Below are 15,566 nucleotides of genomic sequence, written 5' to 3'. Positions count from 1 at the left end.
GTATCCACCTGCTCGTCTTACGACGGCGCCGGGCCGTCTCACGTTTCCCTGCGGGGCTGGAGCCGTATTCGGGGACTCCACTGCCCTCGTATTCATGGACCCTAACGCGCGGGTCCCTCCCGGGAATCCCGCGAAGTGGGGTGTTCGCCGGGGGCGTAGCGCAGGGGGTTCCCGCGGCGCGTCGGCCGCCGCGGGCGCGTCGTGGTCGCTCGCGCGGTTCCCCGCGCCCTCCGGGGGGCGCCGCCCTGCCGGACGGCGAGAGGGCCCCGGGGTGATCCCCAGGGCCCTCCCTGCGACCTGCGAGGTGCCGGTGCCGAGGGTCAGCCCTCGGTCTTCTCCTCGGCGGCGTCGGCGGCGTCGGTGGCGGCCTCCGTCTCCTCGTCCTCGTCGTCGCTCAGGTCGACGATCTCGCCGTTGGTGTCCTTGACCGTGGCCTTCTCGACCACGACGGCCAGGGCCTTGCCGCGGGCGACCTCGCCGACGAGCAGCGGGACCTGGCCCTGCTCGACGACGGCCTGGGCGAACTGGTCGGGGGACATGCCGGAGGAGGCCGCGCGCCGCATGAGGTGCTCGGTGAGCTCCTCCTGGTTGACGTTGAGCTGCTCCCGCTTGACCAGCTCGTCCAGGACGAACTGGGTCTTGATGCCCTTGACCGCGGCCTCGCGGGTCTCGGTCTCGAACTCCTCGGCGGTCTTGCCCTGGATCTCCAGGTACTTCTCGAGGTCGAGGCCCATCTGGCCGAGCTGGTGGTGCTCCAGGTTGTGCTTGCGGGTGTTGATCTCGTCCTCGAGGAGCTTCTCGGGGACGGGCACCTCCACGAGACCGAGCAGCGCGTCCAGGACCCGCTCCTGGGCCTGGGTGGCCTGGTCGTACTGCTTCATGTTCTCCAGGCGCTTGCGGCTGTCGGCCTTCAGCTCGTCCAGGGTGTCGAACTCGGACGCGAGCTGGGCGAAGTCGTCGTCCAGCTCGGGCAGCTCGCGCTGGGCGACCTGGGTGACCTTGACGGTGACCTCGGCCTCCTTGCCGGCCGCCGAGCCGCCCTTCAGCTCGGAGGTGAAGGTGGCCTCGCCACCGGCCTCCAGGCCCTTGACGGCCTCGTCGATGCCGTCGAGCAGCTCGCCGGAGCCGATGGTGTACGAGACGCCGTCGGCGACGCCGTCCTCCAGGACCTCGCCGTCGACCTTGGCCTCCAGGTCGATGGTGACGACGTCGCCGTCCTGGGCGGCGCGCTCCACCGGGGAGGTGGAGGCGAAGCGCTCACGGAGCTGCTCGACCGACTTCTCGACGTCCTCGTCGGTGACCTCGATCGGGTCGACCTCGACCTCGATGCCGGAGAAGTCCGGGATCTCGATGGTCGGGCGGACGTCGACCTCGGCGGTGAAGTTCAGCGTCTCGCCGTCCTTCAGCTCCGTGATGTCGACCTCGGGCTGGCCCAGCGGGTCCACCTCGGCCTCGGTGACCGCCTCGGTGTAGAACTTCGGAAGGGCGTCGTTGACGGCCTCCTCCAGCACCGCACCGCGGCCGAACCGCTGGTCGATGACGCGGGCCGGGATCTTGCCCTTGCGGAAGCCCTTCACCGTGACCTGCTGGTTGATCTTCTTGTACGCCGCGTCGAGGCTGTCCTTGAGCTCCTCGAAGGGCACCTCGACAGTGAGCCGAACCCGAGTCGGGTTCAGGGTCTCCACGGCGCTCTTCACGGTTCGGTCTCCTTGTGGCTGACTTCTTGGGTTCTGCCGGAGCCAGAGCGGCCCGGCCGATGTTCGCCGCCCGGGAGACTGCACAGGATGAGACACACGGGCGTGCAGCTTGCATAGTAACGGCAGCGGGTACACGGCCCAAAAGGCGATCGAGCCAGGTGATCGGCCGGGTGGCCGGAGACCGGTGGCCGGCGGCCCCGGGAGGCCGGTGATCGGTGGTCGGGGTGGCGGGATTTGAACCCACGGCCTTCCGCTCCCAAAGCGGACGCGCTACCAAGCTGCGCCACACCCCGTCTGGTGCGATCCGTAGGGTACATGCCGACGGCCCCGCGGTCCGTCGTATTCACCGGGCGGCCGTGAAGGTCCGGCGGGGGCGGTGACGGGGTGTGCGGGGAGGGGGGACGACCCGCTACGATGCCTTCAGTGCCGCGGTCACCGACTCGCGGCGCGCGCTGTGCGGGCGTAGCTCAATGGTAGAGCCCCAGTCTTCCAAACTGGCTACGCGGGTTCGATTCCCGTCGCCCGCTCCATACGGCCCAGGGGCCCGGTTCCGCGGAACCGGGCCCCTGGGCGTTGTCAGAAGCTGATCGAGTTGATCGTCTCCGCTATCGAGTTCATAAAGCGGTTGATCGACGGGGCCATGCCGGTGGACGCGAGGAAGAAGCCGAAGAGCACCGCGACGACGGCGGGGCCGGCCTTGAGGTTCCCTCCTCGTACGAGCACCACCAGGATGATCGCCAACAGCAGCACCACAGACAGTGAAATGGCCACAACTGATCACACCCTAGGTCGGTCCGCTCTCCCGGCCCGGGGGCGCCGACGCGCGCACCCCCGCCAGGAACCATCGTGCCACCAACCAGGCCGTCTCATGCGGCACGTGACGCATCGTCTGGCCCGAACCTCACCGGCACACCGGGCGGCGTGCGCTCTCCGGCGTCCCGGACGAAGGCGTCTCCGCGTTTTCCTCCCGGCCTCTCCCGAGGTCCCCCCAGGGTCTTCTCGGGGCCTTCCCGGGGTCTTCCCGGGGTCGCCACAACGCGTTCGCGGGCCGGGCGAATTGTTGCGGCGGACACACCAAGGGGGCCGTAGCGCGCCGTTCTTACGTCCTTTTGGTACCGATGAATCACGACAAGGGCGGCGAAAACACGGACGTCACCGACACTCCCCGGCACGGGGGTCGTTCGGTGTTCATGGCCTTGTGACGTCCCGTACACAGCAAGGGCACCGGGGGTTTTACGGATTCCCACGGGCGACGCTAGGGTGCCTCAAATGTTCCACGCTGCCTCGTCCCCGCACGGCAACCGCAGGGCGCCGCTCCCTCCCGCGGAGTCACCGGCCCCGGGAGTGCCGAGTCCGCGGCCCGCGCCGTCCGGCCGGCGGCCCGGCACACAGCGCGACGCGTTCTTCGACAATGCCAAGTACCTGGCGATCGTACTGGTGGCCATGGGCCACGCATGGGAGCCGATCAAAGGCGACAGCCGCATCCTGGAGAGCATGTACACGGTCGTGTACACGTTCCACATGCCGGCGTTCATCATCATCTCCGGCTACTTCTCCCGCTCGTTCGACCTGCGTCCCGACCGGCTGCGGCGGCTGCTGACCGGTGTCGTCGTGCCGTACGTCGTCTTCGAGACGCTGTACTCGCTCTTCGACCGCTACGTCGGCGGGGACGAGGACCACGCGATCAGCCTCCTCGACCCCTGGTACCTGACGTGGTTCCTGGCCGCGCTCTTCGTCTGGCGGCTGACCACGCCGATCTGGAAGCTGATCCGGTACCCGCTGCCGGTCGCGCTGGTCATCTCCATGCTGGCGTCCGTCTCCCCGCAGATCGGCAACGACCTGGACTTCCAGCGGGTCCTTCAGTTCCTGCCGTTCTTCGTGCTGGGCCTGTCCATGAAGGCCGAGCACTTCCGTCTGGTGCGCCGCCGGTCGGTGCGGATCGCCTCAGTGCCGGTGGTCGCGGCGGCGCTGGTGGTCGGCTGGTGGGCCTCGCCGCGGATGCAGACCGGCTGGTTCTACCACCGTGACGCCGCCCAGGAGATGGGCGCGCCCTGGTGGACCGGACCGGTGATGATGCTGGCGCTGTTCGGCTGCTCGCTGCTGCTGACCGCCTGCTTCTTCTCCTGGGTGCCGGGCCGTCGCCTGTGGTGCACGGCGCTCGGTGCGGGGACGCTCTACGGCTACCTGCTGCACGGCTTCCTGATCAAGGGCGGTGAGTACGGCGGCTGGTTCGACCACGACTGGCAGCGCACGCCGCTCGGCGAGCTGGCCGTGACCGTGGTGGCGGCGGCCGTCGTCACGCTGCTGTGCACCGCGCCGGTGCGGCGCGTCTTCCGGTGCGTGATGGAGCCGCGGATGGCGTGGGCGTTCCGGCCGGACGCCGCGGAGTCGGCCCGGGAACGCGCCCGGGGCGGCTCGGACCGGACGCCGGACGGCGACCGGGCGAAGGCCGCCGTCTGACGGGCGTCCCGCCCACTCCGCGAGGCCGGGAAGTCACTCCGGGAGGCCGAGAAGCGCCCGCATCCGCGTGTACTTCTCGGCCAGTCTCGTACGGGTCGCCTCGTCCAGGAGCGCGAGCCGGGCCGGATCGGCGTTGTGCGCCAGGTCGGCCTCCTTCACCAGCGGCGCGCCGTCCGTGGCCAGGACGCGCTCCGCGTACGCCTCCGGCGGCTCCCCCGGCCGCTTGGTGACCGCCAGGACGATGTCCCGGGTACGGCGGCTCAGCGGGGCGTCCAGCAGCCAGGCCCGCGTGAGGGCCGCGTCCTCGACGGCGTCGTGCAGCCAGGCCGCCGCGATCTGCTCGTCGTCGCCGCCGCGGCGGCGGACACCCTCGGCCACGGCGGCCAGGTGCTCGGCGTACGGCCGGCCCGCCTTGTCGGTCTGCCCGGCGTGGGCGGCGCGGGCGAGGGCCTCGACGTCGGCGAGGGAGAGGCGGGCCGGGGGCGCGGGGCGGTCGGTCATGCCCCGAGTCTCTCCCAGGAGGCCGGTCAGTCGTCGGCGGACAGGGTCTGGGCCGTGGTGGGGCCCTCGCGGCAGATCAGCAGGAGCGCCCGGTCGTCGTTGACGTCCTTGGCGACCGCCTCGATCAGGTGCCAGGCTGCGCCGTGGAAGCCGCCGGCGACATAGCGGTCGGCCTCGCCGGTGAGCCGGTCCAGGCCCTCGGAGATGTCCCGGTCGGAGGTCTCCACCAGGCCGTCCGTGAACAGCATCAGGACGTCACCGGGGCGCAGCGAGCCCTTCACCGGGTCGAACTGGGCACCGTCGTACACGCCGAGGAGCGGGCCCTCGGCGGCCTTCTCCTCCCAGCGGCCGGTGCCGGCGCTGAGCTGGAGGCCCGGCGGGTGCCCGGCGGTGTACAGCTCGTAGTCGCCGGAGTCGAGGTCGAGGACGAGGTGGATGGAGGTGGCGAAGCCCTCGTCCCAGTCCTGGCGGAGCAGATAGCCGTTGGCGGCGGGCAGGAAGGCGTGCGGGGGAAGGCTGCCCAGCAGGCCGCCGAAGGCGCCGGAGAGCAGCAGGGCGCGGGAGCCGGCGTCCATGCCCTTGCCGGAGACGTCGGTGAGGACGACCTCCAGGGTCCGGCCGCCGCCGGTGCGGGCCGCGACCACGAAGTCGCCGGAGAAGGACTGGCCGCCGGCCGGGCGCAGCGCCATCTCACGGTGCCAGCCCGGGGGCAGCTGGGGCAGCTTGCTCTGGACCCGGATGCGTTCGCGCAGGTCGAAGAGCATGGTGCCGCCGCGCCGCCAGGGCACGCCGACCCGGCTGCGGAACTGGGCGATCAGCAGGCCGACGAAGCCGCAGGCGGCGACGGTCAGGACCACGCCCGGGGTGACCCGGGAGGGGCCCTCGGTGTACGGGCCGAGGCGGACCGACTCCACGATCAGCGCGGTGGCCGCCGCCGCGTACAGCCCGAGCAGGCTGGCCGGGCGGAGCAGCAGTCCGCCCGCGACGATCGGCAGGACCAGCGCGGCCGGGGAGACCCAGACCGGGTTGACCATGGTGGTGACCGCGATGACCGGGACCGTGAGCAGGAGTCCGGCCAGGGCGATCCAGTCGGAGCCGTCGCCGCGGAAGTAGTCGACGGCGGATCTGCGCAGCGCGACGCGGGCCCGGTGCCACTGCTTCTTCAACCGGGCCGTGAACGTGTCGGCTTCCGCGCGCCGCTGTCGTCCTGCTGCCATCAGTTCGGGACCCTATCCATCGGAGCGGGCGCTTGGCACGGGAGGTGCCACTTGTCCCCCGTCCGAGGCCGGAGTTCACAGTGAACTGCACACCGGCCCGTCGCGGGGGCGAGCGCGGGAAATTCCCTGGCTCGCCCCGCATTGCCCTGGTAGGCATGGGCCCATGGGCACTTACGGAGCTGAGCGGGCGTACGACCTTCGGGGGCTGCGGCGCGAGGAGTGGGACCGGTGGTACGACACTCTGCTGCGCGCTTTCGGCGGGGTGGCGGAGGCGCCCGAGGAGCGGGAGCTGTACCGCTCCCTGACCGAGGTCGACCGTTCGCTCGGGGTCTGGGAGGGGGACGAGTGCGTCGGGACGGCGGGGGCGTTCGGCTTCCGGATGACCGTGCCGGGCGGGGCGGAGGTGCCGACCGCCGGGGTGACGATGGTCGGTGTCGCGGCGACCCACCGGCGGCGCGGGGTGCTGACGTCGATGATGCGGCGGCAGCTGGACGACGTCCGGAGCTGGGGTGAGCCGCTGGCGGCGCTGACGGCGTCCGAGCCGGCGATCTACGGCCGGTTCGGCTACGGCGCGGCGACCTGGCAGCTCGGCGCGGAGATCGACACCTCGCGGGTCCGGCTGTCCGTCCCGGCCGGTACGGATGACGTACGGCTGCGGTACGCGGCGCCGGCGGACGTGCTCGACGCGTGCGAGGCGGTGTACGCCCGGCTGGTTCCCGGGCGGCCGGGGATGCTGGCCCGGCGGCCGGGCTGGGAGCGGCTGGGGCTGCTGGACCCGGAGAGCGGCCGGGACGGGGCGTCGGCGCTGCAGTGCGTGGTCGCGTCGCGGGGCGGGGACGGCGGGGGCCGGGCCGGGGAGGTCACCGGGTACGCGCGGTTCCGGGTGAAGCCGGGGTGGGGCGAGGGCGGGGCCGAGGGGACGGTGGTCCTCCAGGACCTGGAGGGGCTCGATCCGGCGACCCGGGCGGCGCTGTGGCGGTTCCTGTTCGACATCGACCTGACGAACCGGCTGACCGTGCGGAACCGGCCGGCCGACGAGGCGTGGCAGTACCAGGTCTCCGACATCCGGCGGTGCCTGCTCCGGCTGCGGGACATGCTGTACATACGGCTGGTGGACGTGGAGGCGGCGCTCCGGGCGCGGACGTACCGGACGCCGGTGGACGTGGTCCTGGAGGTCGAGGACGCCTTCTGTCCGTGGAACGCGGGGCGCTGGCGGCTGTCCGGTGACGAGAAGGGCGCGTCCTGCGCCCGGACGTCGGAGGAGCCGGATCTCGCCCTGTCGGTGCGGGAGCTGGGCGCGGCCTATCTGGGCGGGGTGCCGCTGACCGCGCTGGGCGCGGCGGGCCGGGTCCGGGAGCTGCGGCCGGGGGCGCTGGCGGAGGCGTCCCTGGCGTTCTCCTCCGACGTGGCGCCCTGGCTGCCGCACGGGTTCTGAGGCGGGGCCTGCGGAGAGCGGGTCAGGCGCGCTGGCAGGTGGGGCACCAGAAGAGGTTGCGGGCGGCGAGCTCGGCGGTGCGGATCTCGCCGCCGCACAGATGGCAGGGCAGGTTGGCCCGGCGGTAGACGTAGACCTCGCCGCCGTGGTCGTCGACGCGGGGCGGGCGGCCCATGGCCTCGGGGGTGTGCTCGGGGCGGACGGTGTCGATGCGGTTGTGGCGCACGCCCTCGCGCATCAGGGCGACCAGGTCGGTCCAGAGCGCGTCCCATTCGGCGGGGGTGAGGTCGCGGCCGGCGCGGTAGGGGTCGATGCCGTGCCGGAAGAGGACCTCGGCGCGGTAGACGTTGCCGACGCCGGCGATGACCTTCTGGTCCATGAGCAGGGCGGCGATCGTGCTGCGGCTGCGGGAGATCCGGGCCCAGGCGGCGGCCGGGTCGGCGTCGTCGCGGAGCGGGTCGGGGCCGAGGCGGTCGTGTACCGCGCGCTTCTCGTCCGGGGTGATCAGGGCGCAGGCGGTGGGGCCGCGCAGATCGACGTAGGCGGTGTCGTTGAGCAGGCGCAGCCGGACGGTGTCGGTGGGCGGGGGCGCGGGGGCCGGGCCGAAGGCGACCTTGCCGAAGAGGCCGAGGTGGATGTGGACCCAGTCGCTGTCGCGGAAGGCGAGGAAGAGGTGCTTGCCGTGCGCCTCGGTGCCGGTCAGCTCGGCGCCGTCGAGCAGGGCGGCGGCGTCGGAGAACTTTCCCTGGGGGCTGGTGACCCGGGCCGGGCGGCCGGCGAAGGCGGCGGCGTAGTCCCGCGCGAGCCGGTGGATGGTGTGCCCTTCTGGCACCTGGCGGCTTCCTTACCTGGTCGGGGTGGACGTCCCGCCCGGCCGTCCGTCGTCGGGCGGGACCGCGGCGGCTACTGCTGCGGGTGGTGGGCGGGGATCGGCGGGAGGTCGCCGGTGGTCTCGTACGCGGCGAGCATGTCGATCCGGCGGATGTGGCGCTCGTCACCGGAGAAGGGGGTGCCGAGGAAGATCTCGACGAACTTCGTCGCCTCCTCCTGGCTGTGCATGCGCGCGCCGACCGCGACGACGTTGGCGTCGTTGTGCTGCCGGCCGAGGGCGGCGGTCTCCTCGCTCCAGGCCAGTGCGGCGCGGACGCCCTTGACCTTGTTGGCGGCGATCTGCTCGCCGTTGCCGCTGCCGCCGATGACGACGCCGAGGGCGCCGGGGTCGGCGGCGGTCCGCTCGGCGGCGCGCAGGCAGAAGGGCGGGTAGTCGTCCTGGGCGTCGTAGATGTGGGGGCCGCAGTCGACGGGCTCGTGGCCCGCGGCCTTCAGCCACTCGACGAGGTGGTTCTTGAGTTCGTAGCCCGCATGGTCGGAGCCGAGATACACGCGCATGGGTCGAGTGTGACACGCGCGGCCCGGAAGGGCGGCCTCGGGTGGCATGTCCGGAAAAGGGGAGGGGTGCCACGGAAGCAACAGGAAATCTTTGCATAACGTATCGGAATCAAAGGTTCACGAATGCGTTGGCCTCGGTTTCACTGATCCGACCATGAGCACACAGCACACTGTCGGCACGTCCGACGCCGGGCTGAAGCCCGGTCTCAAGAACCGTCACCTCTCGATGATCGCCATCGGCGGTGTCATCGGGGCCGGCCTGTTCGTGGGGTCCGGCACCGGCATCGCCACCACCGGTCCCGGCATCCTGCTGTCGTACGCGCTCGTCGGCACGCTCGTCGTGCTGGTGATGCGGATGCTGGGCGAGATGTCCGCGGCCGACCCGGCGTCGGGGTCGTTCTCCGCGCACGCCGACCGGGCGCTGGGACGCTGGGCCGGGTTCACGATCGGCTGGCTGTACTGGTTCTTCTGGGTCGTGGTGCTGGCGGTGGAGGCGACCGCCGGCGCGACGATCCTCGAAGGATGGGTACCGGCCGTGCCCCAGTGGGGATGGGCGCTGATCGTCATGCTGGTGCTGACCGCGACGAACCTCGTCTCGGTCGGTTCCTACGGGGAGTTCGAGTTCTGGTTCGCCGGGATCAAGGTCGTCGCGATCGGCGTGTTCGTCGTCGTCGGGCTGCTCGCCGTCTTCGGGGTGCTGCCGGGCGCCGACACCGGGCAGGCGGGGCTGGCCAACCTGACGGAGCACGGCGGTTTCCTGCCGAACGGGCCCGGCGCGGTCCTCACCGGCGTCCTGCTGGTCGTCTTCTCCTTCATGGGCAGTGAGATCGCGACGCTGGCGGCGGGCGAGTCGGAGGACCCGCGGCGGGCGGTGACCAAGTCGACCAACAGCGTGATCTGGCGGATCGCCGTCTTCTACCTCGGCTCGATCTTCGTCGTGGTCTGTCTGCTGCCCTGGGACAGCGAGGCCATCACCGAGGACGGGTCGTACGTGGCCGCGCTGGACTCCCTGGGCATCGCGCACGCCGGGCAGATCATGAACGTCGTCGTGCTGACGTCGGTGCTGTCCTGCCTCAACTCCGGTCTGTACACGGCCTCCCGGATGGCCTTCTCGCTCGGGGAGCGCGGGGACGCGCCGGCGGCGTTCGCGCGGACGACCGGGCGCGGGGTGCCGCGTACGGCGATCCTCACGTCGGTGGCGTTCGGCTTCCTCGCCGTCTTCTTCAACTACGAGTGGCCCGACTCGGTCTTCCTCTTCCTCGTCAACTCCTCCGGCGCGGTCGCCCTGTTCGTCTGGCTGGTGATCTGCTTCTCGCAGCTGCGGATGCGGCGGATCATCGAGGCGGAGGCGCCCGAGAAGCTGGTGGTGCGGATGTGGCTGTACCCGTACCTGACCTGGGCGACGGCGGCGCTGATCGTCTTCATCCTCGGGTACATGCTGACCGACACCGAGCACGACGGGCGTACGACGATGCTGCTGTCGCTGCTGGTGGCGGCGGTCGTGCTGGTCGTGGCGCTGGTCCGGGAGCGGGTCGCGGGGCGCGCCGCGGAGGAGCGGAGCCCGTCCTGACGGACCCCTGGGGGTGACGGAAGGGCCCGCCGGGACGTCCTGCGTCCCGGCGGGCCCTTCCTCGCCGTGAGGGCGGCGGCGTCAGCGCCGGTCGGCCAGCTTCCAGGCGGCGGGCAGCACGCCCATCGCCAGGGCGGCCTTCAGGGCGTCGCCGATCAGGAACGGGGTGAGGCCCGCCGCGATCGCCGCGCCGGCGGACATGCCGGTGGCCAGGGCCAGGTACGGCACGCCGACGGCGTAGATGACCGCCTCGCCGAGCAGCATCGCGCCGGCCGTGCGCCAGGCGGAGCGGTCGGCGCCGCGCCGGGCGAGGGCGCCCATGACGGAGGCGGCGATCAGCATGCCGAAGACATAGCCGAGCGACGGCGCGGCGGTGCCGGAGACGCCGCCCGCGAACCACGGCACGCCCGCCATGCCGACCAGCGCGTACAGCGCGAGCGAGAGGACGCCGCGGCCGGCGCCGAGGGCGGTGCCGACGAGCAGCGCGGCGAAGGTCTGGCCGGTCACCGGGACCGGGGAGCCCGGCACGGGCACGGCTATCTGGGCGGCGAGGCCGACCAGCGCGGCGCCGCCGGCCACGAGCGCGGCGTCCTTCACGCGGGAGGCCGGGAGCAGGTCGGCGAGGACCCTGCCGGGACGGGCGAGGACGGTGGCGGTGCTCATGGGGGGCCTCCGCGGGTGAGGGTGGGCAGATCGGGACACCGTGACGCTATACCGGGGTGCTGACACGGATCACCGTCGGCGCCCGACAAAGGCGGGAACGGGGGCTTGGTTGGCTTCGGACAACGGGGGCGGCGTACACCGGCCGGGACGTGATGCCGGTCACGGGGGGCGCGTGGTGAGGGTCGCACGGCGCCACGCCGTCGCCCTCTGCCGCCGCGTGACCGGAACATCACCCTCCGGAAGTCGCCCGTCCGCATACTGGGCGGTCACTGCCACCGCGTGGCCCGGCCGCCCAGACTGTGGACGTTTTTGCCCCCTCGCAGCAAGGGACGAGCCGCGCCCATGCCCCGCAGTACCACCACCCCGGCCACCGCCCCGGCCACCGCCCTCTCCCACGGCCTCAAGCAGCGCCACCTGTCGATGATCGCCCTCGGCGGGGTGATCGGGGCGGGGCTGTTCGTCGGGTCCGGGGCCGGCATCGCCGCCGCCGGACCGTCGATCGTCGTCGCCTACGCCCTCTCCGGCGTGCTGGTGATGCTGGTGATGCGGATGCTGGGCGAGATGTCCGCCGCGTATCCCTCGTCGGGTTCCTTCTCGGCGCACGCCGAGCGGGCGATCGGCCCGTGGGCCGGGTTCACCGCGGGCTGGGCGTTCTGGGTGCTGCTCTGCTCGGCCGTGGGCCTGGAGGGCATCGGCGCCGCGCGGATCGTGAGCGGCTGGCTGCCGGGCACCCCCGAGTGGGCGTGGGTGGCGCTGTTCATGGTGGTGTTCTGCGGCGCCAACCTGGCCGCCGTGAAGAACTTCGGCGAGTTCGAGTTCTGGTTCGCCGCGCTGAAGGTGGGCGCGATCACCCTGTTCCTCGTCCTGGGCGTGCTGGCGATCGCGGGCGTCCTGCCCGGCACCGACTCCCCGGGCGGCTCGCACCTCACCCCCTTCCTCCCGCACGGTGGCGACGGCCTGATCATCGGCCTGCTGGCCTCGGTCTTCGCCTACGGCGGCCTGGAGACGGTCACCATCGCCGCCGCCGAGTCGGAGGACCCGGTCAAGGGCGTGGCGAGCGCGGTGCGCACCGCGATGTGGCGGATCGCGGTGTTCTACATCGGCTCGATGGCGGTCGTCGTCACCCTCGTCCCGTGGGACTCCGAGGAGGTCGTCGAGAAGGGCCCGTACGTCGCCGCCCTCGACGAGCTGGGCATCCCGGGCGCCGGGCAGCTGATGAACGTCGTCGTCCTGGTCGCCCTGCTGAGCGCGATGAACGCCAACATCTACGGCTCCTCCCGGATCGCCTACTCCCTGGTGGAGCGCGGGCAGGGCCCCGAGGCGCTGGGGCGGGCGCCGGGCGGGGTGCCGCGCACCGCCGTCCTGGTCTCCTCGGTCTTCGGCTTCTTCTGCGTGCTGCTCAGCTACTGGCGCCCCGACGACGTCTTCTCCTGGCTGCTGAACATGACCGGCGCGGTCATCCTGGTCGTCTGGGCCTTCATCGCCGTGTCACAGCTGAGGCTGCGCCGGGAGCTGGAGCGGGCCGCGCCGGAGCGGCTGGTGGTGCGGATGTGGGCGTACCCGGTGCTGACCTGGGTGGCGCTGGCGGGCATGGCGGCGGTCTTCGTCCTGATGGCCCGGGAGCCGGAGACCCGGGTGCAGCTGTACGCGACGGGCGCGATGACGGCGGCGCTGGCGGCGGCCGGGTACGCCCGGCAGCGGCGGCGGGTCCGGGACTGACCACCGTACGGACGGCCCCCGCGTGGAGGACATCTCCGCGCGGGGGCCGTTTTCGCGCGCCCGGCCTCCCCGAGACCTTTCTGCTGCTAGCGTGCACCTGCAAGCTTTGTGCAATAAGAGGTCGGAGGGGATCGATCCGCCATGCCCGTCTACACGCTTCCGGAACTGCCGTACGACTACTCCGCGCTGGCCCCGGTGATCAGTCCCGAGATCATCGAGCTGCACCACGACAAGCACCACGCGGCCTATGTGAAGGGCGCCAACGACACCCTGGAGCAGCTCGCCGAGGCCCGCGACAAGGAGCAGTGGGGCTCGATCAACGGCCTGGAGAAGAACCTCGGTTTCCACCTCTCCGGGCACATCCTGCACTCGATCTACTGGCAGAACATGACCGGTCCGAAGGACGGCGGCGGCGAGCCGCTGGCCGCCGACGGGGTGGGTGACCTGGCGGACGCCATCACCGGGTCCTTCGGCTCCTTCGCCGGATTCAAGGCACAGCTCACCAAGGCCGCCGCGACCACCCAGGGCTCCGGCTGGGGCGTCCTCGCCTATGAGCCGCTCAGCGGCCGGCTGATCGTCGAGCAGGTCTACGACCACCAGGGCAACGTCGGCCAGGGCTCGGTGCCGATCCTGGTCTTCGACGCCTGGGAGCACGCCTTCTACCTGCAGTACAAGAACCAGAAGGTCGACTTCATCGAGGCCATGTGGGCCGTCGTCGACTGGCAGGACGTGGCCCGGCGGTACGCGGCGGCGAAGTCGCGCGCGGACGTCCTGCTGCTGGCGCCCTGACCGGGCCGCCGTGATGCGTCCCGCCTCGTGATCGTCTTCTCACCCTTCACGACGGCGGGCGGCAGAAGGGGGACCCCCGCGAGGACGTGACTCGCGGGGGTCTCCCGTGCGCTCCCCGGTGCCGCTCTGGCCGGTTCCGGGGATTGACGGCGGACCGCGGCGCGCGCACCGTCCGTAGGATGAGCGATCCGTTACGTGTCGTGGCCGCCGGTGACGAGGTCGTCCCGGCGGCGCTGATCGCCCGGGCGGTCGGCGAGGAACTGCGCGGGCGCCCGCTGGAACTGCGGGAACTGACGTCGGCCGGCGAGGACGAGCTGTCCGGGGCGCTGGGGACGGACACCGAGGTCCTGATCACCCGCACCACCCCGGTCACCGCCCGGGTGCTGGCGTCCTGCCCGGCGCTGCGGCTGGTCGTGGTCTGCCGGGGCGGCCCGCCCGGCGTCGACCTGGCCGCGGCCGGGCGGCGCGGGGTCACGGTCCGCCGTACGCCCGGCAGCGAGGCCGCCGCCACCGCCGAGTACACGCTCGGCCTGATGCTGTCGGCGCTGCGCCGCATCCCGCGCGCCCACGAGCTGCTCCTCGCCGGTGACTGGACGGCGGCGGCCCGGCACGCCCGGGAACACGGCGGCCTGGAGCTGGAGGACCTCCCCGTCGGCGTGGTGGGGCACGGGGCGGTGGGCGGCCGGGTGGCCCGGGTGCTGTGCGCGTTCGGCGCGCAGGTGATGGTGTACGACCCGGAGGCGCGCGGCGAGATCCACGGGCTGCGGGTGTCCCGGCTGGACGACCTGCTGGCCCGCTCCCGGGTCCTCACCCTGCACGCCCGTCCGGCGCCCGGCGCACCGGTCCTGGTCGGAGCCCGCGAGCTGGGCCTGCTGCCGCGCGGCGCGGTGGTCGTGAACACGGCACAGGGCACGCTGCTGGACGAGGACGCGCTGGGCGACGCGCTGGAGAGCGGGCGGGTGGCGATGGCGGCGCTGGACTGCCACGCCCGGGAGCCGCTGCCGCCGGGGGCGCGGCTGCGGGGCCTCTCCGACCGGGTGATCCTCACACCGCACCTGGGCGGCACCTCGCGGGCGGTGGCCGAGAAGGCGGCGCGGGCCGCCGCCGCGGTGGTCGGCCGGCGGGTGCGCGGGCGGACACCGGCCTGACCGGCGCCCGCCCGCGGGGGCTGTGCGTGCCTGGAGGCGTGCGTGCCCAGGGCCTGTCGGATCAGGTCGCGGGGAATCGGCTGCGCCTTCCCCGCGCCGGTGAGCGGGCCCTGGTGCGTGCGGATGCGAGGCGGAAGAGGGAGCCGCCGCGGAGCGTCGGCGAGTGACGACAACGCGGCAGGTATGCGTACCAGGCCCCGCGTCCGCGGCGTCATCCGGACGACAGGCCCTCCCTAGAGGTTGGAGAAGTCCGGCCCCTTGGTGCGGGTGCGCTTGATCTCGTAGAAGCCGGGGACGGAGGCGACCGCGAGGGTGCCGTCCCAGAGGCGGGCCGCCTCCTCGCCCTTGGGGGCGGGGGTGACGACCGGGCCGAAGAAGGCGAGCTGCTCGCCGTCGGCGCCGGGGACGGCGATGACGGGGGTGCCGACCTCCTGGCCGACCTTGTCGATGCCCTCCTTGTGGGAGGCGCGCAGCTGCGGCTCGTAGGGGGTGTCGTCCCAGTGGTCCAGGAGGGACTGGGGCAGCCCGGCGTCCTCCAGCGCGGCGGCGGTCGCCTCCTTGGTGGGGCCCTCGCCCTGGTTGTGGAAGCGGGTGCCGAGCGCGGTGTACAGGTCGCCGAGGACCTCGGGACCGTGCTCCTCCTGGGCGGCGATGACGACGCGGACCGGGCCCCATGCCTTGGTCGCGAGCATCTCGCGGTACTCCTCGGGGAGGTCGTCGAGCTTGTCCTCGTTGAGGACGGCCAGGCTCATCACGTGCCAGCGCACCTGGATGTCCCGGACCTTCTCCACCTCCAGCACCCAGCGGGAGGTCATCCAGGCCCAGGGGCACAGCGGGTCGAACCAGAAATCGACGGGGGTCTTCTCCGGCATGTCTCTCCTCGGGGCGGCGCGTCGTAGCAGGTGGTCCCCCCATGGAACACCACCGCCCGCACCGGCCATTCCCCGGCTGGGCGCCGTCAGGGGCACATGGCAGGAT

The 15,566-nt window shown here is 72.4% G+C and carries 14 protein-coding genes and 2 tRNA genes; 7 read left to right on the top strand and 9 right to left on the bottom strand.

Going from position 1 to position 15,566, the window contains the following annotated elements:
* Positions 1-320: 320 nt before the first annotated feature.
* Together tig and Sdagh_RS29580 are read right to left on the bottom strand one after the other, a co-directional pair.
* Positions 321-1,697: a trigger factor gene (gene tig, locus Sdagh_RS29585; RefSeq protein ID WP_189412663.1), complete on the bottom strand. Its 1,377-nt coding sequence runs from the start codon at positions 1,695-1,697 to the stop codon at positions 321-323.
* Positions 1,698-1,913: 216 nt separating this feature from the next.
* Positions 1,914-1,990: transfer RNA gene (locus tag Sdagh_RS29580), tRNA-Pro, on the bottom strand.
* A 163-nt stretch (positions 1,991-2,153) separates the two neighbouring features.
* Between Sdagh_RS29580 and Sdagh_RS29575 the strand changes: the two genes are divergently transcribed.
* Positions 2,154-2,227: transfer RNA gene (locus Sdagh_RS29575), tRNA-Gly, on the top strand.
* A 46-nt stretch (positions 2,228-2,273) separates the two neighbouring features.
* Here Sdagh_RS29575 and Sdagh_RS29570 read toward each other — a convergent pair.
* Positions 2,274-2,468: a hypothetical protein gene (locus Sdagh_RS29570; protein ID WP_189412661.1), complete on the bottom strand. Its 195-nt coding sequence runs from the start codon at positions 2,466-2,468 to the stop codon at positions 2,274-2,276.
* Positions 2,469-2,966: 498 nt separating this feature from the next.
* Here Sdagh_RS29570 and Sdagh_RS29565 point away from each other — a divergent pair, with 498 nt between their 5' ends.
* On the top strand, positions 2,967-4,157 hold the full coding sequence (locus tag Sdagh_RS29565) for an acyltransferase family protein (protein WP_189412659.1): 1,191 nt from the start codon (positions 2,967-2,969) through the stop codon (positions 4,155-4,157).
* Positions 4,158-4,190: 33 nt separating this feature from the next.
* Here the strand turns inward: Sdagh_RS29565 and Sdagh_RS29560 are convergent, their stop codons facing one another.
* Both Sdagh_RS29560 and Sdagh_RS29555 read right to left on the bottom strand, forming a co-directional pair.
* Positions 4,191-4,658, bottom strand: a complete 468-nt coding sequence (locus Sdagh_RS29560) for an HD domain-containing protein (protein WP_190007760.1) — start codon at positions 4,656-4,658, stop codon at positions 4,191-4,193.
* A 26-nt stretch (positions 4,659-4,684) separates the two neighbouring features.
* A complete protein-coding gene (locus tag Sdagh_RS29555) occupies positions 4,685-5,875 on the bottom strand; it encodes a PP2C family protein-serine/threonine phosphatase (RefSeq protein WP_189412654.1) in 1,191 nt (396 codons plus the stop codon).
* A gap of 163 nt (positions 5,876-6,038) precedes the next feature.
* On the opposite strand from Sdagh_RS29555, the gene Sdagh_RS29550 reads away from it, so the two are divergent.
* Complete coding sequence (locus Sdagh_RS29550; RefSeq protein WP_189412652.1) at positions 6,039-7,310, top strand: GNAT family N-acetyltransferase; 1,272 nt, start codon at positions 6,039-6,041, stop codon at positions 7,308-7,310.
* A gap of 22 nt (positions 7,311-7,332) precedes the next feature.
* Here Sdagh_RS29550 and Sdagh_RS29545 read toward each other — a convergent pair whose 3' ends face one another.
* Together Sdagh_RS29545 and Sdagh_RS29540 are read right to left on the bottom strand one after the other, a co-directional pair.
* Complete coding sequence (locus Sdagh_RS29545) at positions 7,333-8,142, bottom strand: Fpg/Nei family DNA glycosylase (protein ID WP_189412650.1); 810 nt, start codon at positions 8,140-8,142, stop codon at positions 7,333-7,335.
* Between the two features lie 71 nt (positions 8,143-8,213).
* Complete coding sequence (locus Sdagh_RS29540; RefSeq protein ID WP_189412649.1) at positions 8,214-8,699, bottom strand: ribose-5-phosphate isomerase; 486 nt, start codon at positions 8,697-8,699, stop codon at positions 8,214-8,216.
* A gap of 154 nt (positions 8,700-8,853) precedes the next feature.
* Between Sdagh_RS29540 and Sdagh_RS29535 the strand changes: the two genes are divergently transcribed.
* A complete protein-coding gene (locus Sdagh_RS29535) occupies positions 8,854-10,269 on the top strand; it encodes an amino acid permease (RefSeq protein ID WP_189412648.1) in 1,416 nt (471 codons plus the stop codon).
* A gap of 81 nt (positions 10,270-10,350) precedes the next feature.
* On the opposite strand, the gene Sdagh_RS29530 is transcribed toward Sdagh_RS29535, so the two are convergent.
* The gene (locus Sdagh_RS29530; protein WP_189412647.1) at positions 10,351-10,932 is read right to left on the bottom strand and encodes a biotin transporter BioY; all 582 of its coding nucleotides are present in this window, start codon (positions 10,930-10,932) and stop codon (positions 10,351-10,353) included.
* A 342-nt stretch (positions 10,933-11,274) separates the two neighbouring features.
* On the opposite strand from Sdagh_RS29530, the gene Sdagh_RS29525 reads away from it, so the two are divergent.
* The 3 genes from Sdagh_RS29525 to Sdagh_RS29515 all read left to right on the top strand — a co-directional run bounded on the left by Sdagh_RS29525 (position 11,275) and on the right by Sdagh_RS29515 (position 14,588).
* Positions 11,275-12,651: an amino acid permease gene (locus Sdagh_RS29525; RefSeq protein ID WP_189412646.1), complete on the top strand. Its 1,377-nt coding sequence runs from the start codon at positions 11,275-11,277 to the stop codon at positions 12,649-12,651.
* A gap of 141 nt (positions 12,652-12,792) precedes the next feature.
* Positions 12,793-13,440 carry a superoxide dismutase gene (locus Sdagh_RS29520; protein ID WP_189412644.1) on the top strand — a complete coding sequence of 216 codons (648 nt, stop codon included), beginning with the start codon at positions 12,793-12,795 and terminating at the stop codon, positions 13,438-13,440.
* Between the two features lie 179 nt (positions 13,441-13,619).
* Positions 13,620-14,588 (top strand): NAD(P)-dependent oxidoreductase, encoded by a 969-nt coding sequence (locus tag Sdagh_RS29515; protein WP_189412642.1) that lies wholly within the window; start codon positions 13,620-13,622, stop codon positions 14,586-14,588.
* Between the two features lie 233 nt (positions 14,589-14,821).
* Here Sdagh_RS29515 and Sdagh_RS29510 read toward each other — a convergent pair whose 3' ends face one another.
* Positions 14,822-15,460: a mycothiol-dependent nitroreductase Rv2466c family protein gene (locus Sdagh_RS29510; protein WP_189412640.1), complete on the bottom strand. Its 639-nt coding sequence runs from the start codon at positions 15,458-15,460 to the stop codon at positions 14,822-14,824.
* Between the last annotated feature and the right edge of the window lie 106 nt (positions 15,461-15,566).

It is taken from the genome of Streptomyces daghestanicus (assembly GCF_020521275.1).
Taxonomy (GTDB): Bacteria; Actinomycetota; Actinomycetes; order Streptomycetales; family Streptomycetaceae; genus Streptomyces; species Streptomyces griseoviridis.
The sequence above is the reverse complement of the archived record's forward strand: the minus strand, read 5'-3'. Positions and strand labels throughout refer to the sequence as shown.